Origin of the sequence: Streptomyces carpinensis (genome assembly GCF_002154505.1) — a bacterium.
GTDB classification, from domain to species: domain Bacteria; phylum Actinomycetota; class Actinomycetes; order Streptomycetales; family Streptomycetaceae; genus Streptomyces; species Streptomyces carpinensis.
On the sequence record NZ_MUBM01000376.1, the window covers coordinates 192 to 2,151 of the forward strand.

The 1,960-nt window shown below is 74.1% G+C and carries 3 protein-coding genes; all 3 read left to right on the forward strand.

Annotated features, from left to right (window positions below; all coding sequences use genetic code 11):
• On the forward strand, window positions 1-747 hold a 747-nt coding region (locus BZY54_RS39190; protein ID WP_244217552.1), incomplete at its 5' end, for a phytoene desaturase family protein.
• Window positions 744-1,256 carry an O-acetyl-ADP-ribose deacetylase gene (locus tag BZY54_RS39195; RefSeq protein WP_086730126.1) on the forward strand — a complete coding sequence of 171 codons (513 nt, stop codon included), beginning with the start codon at window positions 744-746 and terminating at the stop codon, window positions 1,254-1,256. The genes BZY54_RS39190 and BZY54_RS39195, both read left to right, overlap by 4 nt.
• A 117-nt stretch (window positions 1,257-1,373) precedes the next feature.
• A partial coding sequence (locus BZY54_RS39200; protein ID WP_279634744.1) for a bifunctional transcriptional activator/DNA repair enzyme AdaA occupies window positions 1,374-1,960 on the forward strand: 587 nt, incomplete at its 3' end.

Below are 1,960 nucleotides of genomic sequence, written 5' to 3' on the forward strand. Positions count from 1 at the left end.
GACGCCCTCGCCGCCTACCTCAAGGACCTCGGCGGCGCCGTGCACACCGACTACGAGGTCAAGCGCCTGGACGACCTGCCGCCCGCACGGGCGTACGTCTTCGACACCTCGCCGACCGCGCTCGCCCGCATCGCCGGCCTGGGCCGCTACTACGACGGGTACCGGTACGGCCCCGGCGTCTTCAAGATCGACTACGCCCTGGACGGCCCGGTCCCGTGGACCGCCCCCGAGGCCCGCGTGGCGGGCACGGTGCAGATCGGCGCGAGCCAGGCCGAGATCGGCACGGCCCTGCGCGCCGCGTCCCGCGAGGGCCGCGCCCCCGACAGACCGTTCCTCATCACCGTGCAGCCCAGCGTGGCCGACCCGACCCGCGCCCCGGAGGGCAAGCACGTCTTCTGGGCGTACGGCCATGTGCCGAACAGCTGGGAGGGCGACCTCACGGACGCCATAGAACGCCAGCTGGAGCGCTTCGCCCCCGGCTTCCGCGACCGCGTCCTGGCCCGCGCCACCGCCGGCCCCGCCGAGGTGGCCGCCCGCAACGCCAACTACGTCGGCGGCGACATCGCCTCCGGCGCGGTGTCCGGCCTCCAGATCATGCTGCGGCCCAAACTGTCCCTGTTCCCGTACCACACTCCCCACCCGGCCGTCTTCATCTGCTCGTCGGCCACACCGCCGGGTCCCGGCGTGCACGGCATGTCGGGGCACAACGCGGCGAAGGCCGTCTGGAGGAGGCTGCGGCAGCGATGACCCCCACCATCACCCTCGCCCAGGGCGACATCACCCGGCAGAACGCCGACGCCATCGTCAACGCCGCCAACTCCTCGCTGCTGGGCGGCGGAGGCGTCGACGGCGCGATCCACCGCCGCGGCGGTCCCGCGATCCTCGAGGAGTGCCGCGCCCTGCGTGCCTCGCGCTACGGCAGAGGCCTGCCCACCGGCCGGGCCGTCGCCACGACGGCGGGCGAGCTGGCCGCCCGCTGGGTGATCCACACGGTCGGCCCGGTGTACCGGGCACCCGGCGGCGACCCGTCGCTCCTGGCCTCCTGCTACCGCGAGTGCCTGCGCGTCGCCGACGAGCTCGGGGCCCGCACGGTCGCGTTCCCGGCTGTCTCCACCGGCGCCTACGGCTGGCCGCTCGACGACGCCGCACGCATCGCCGTACAGGCGGTGCGGGAGACGGACACCGACGTCGAGGAGGTGAGGTTCGTCCTCTTCGACGAACGGGCCTACGAGGCGTTCGCCGCGCAGGTCGACTGAGGATCCGTCGCGGTGCCGGGCCCACCGGCGCGAGGTGATCCGCACTTCTCCAGCACACCCCACGTCGATGTCGGATTCCCGCCAGCCCCGGCGCGTCCCGTGCCCGATGCTGGACGCATGCAGAACGGGATGCACACCGATCGGGAGCGCTGCGTACGCGCCGTCCAGTCCAAGGACGCACGGTTCGACGGATGGTTCTTCACGGCCGTCCTGACGACCGGCATCTACTGCCGGCCCAGCTGCCCGGCGGTGCCGCCCAAGCCGGAGAACATGACCTTCCACCCGAGCGCCGCCGCCTGCCAGCAGGCCGGGTTCCGGGCCTGCAAGCGCTGCCGGCCCGACACGAGCCCCGGCTCGCCGGAGTGGAACCAGCGCGCCGACCTCGTGGCCCGCGCCATGCGGCTGATCGCCGACGGGGTCGTCGACCGCGAGGGCGTGCCCGGACTCGCCGCCCGCCTCGGCTACAGCAGCCGCCAGGTCGAGCGTCAGCTCCTCGCGGAACTCGGCGCCGGCCCCCTCGCGCTCGCCCGCGCCCAGCGCGCCCAGACCGCCCGGCTGCTGATCGAGACCACCGCCCTGCCGATGGCGGAGATCGCCTTCGCCGCCGGATTCTCCTCGATCCGCGCCTTCAACGACACCGTCCGCGAGGTGTACGCACTCTCCCCCAGCGAGCTGCGCACCCGCGCCCCCGAACCGCCCACCGC

Bases quoted from the DNA above. Each gene is read 5' to 3' on its own strand.
- BZY54_RS39195 (WP_086730126.1), top strand. From the start codon at position 744: ATGACCCCCACCATCACCCTCGCCCAGGGCGACATCACCCGGCAGAAC.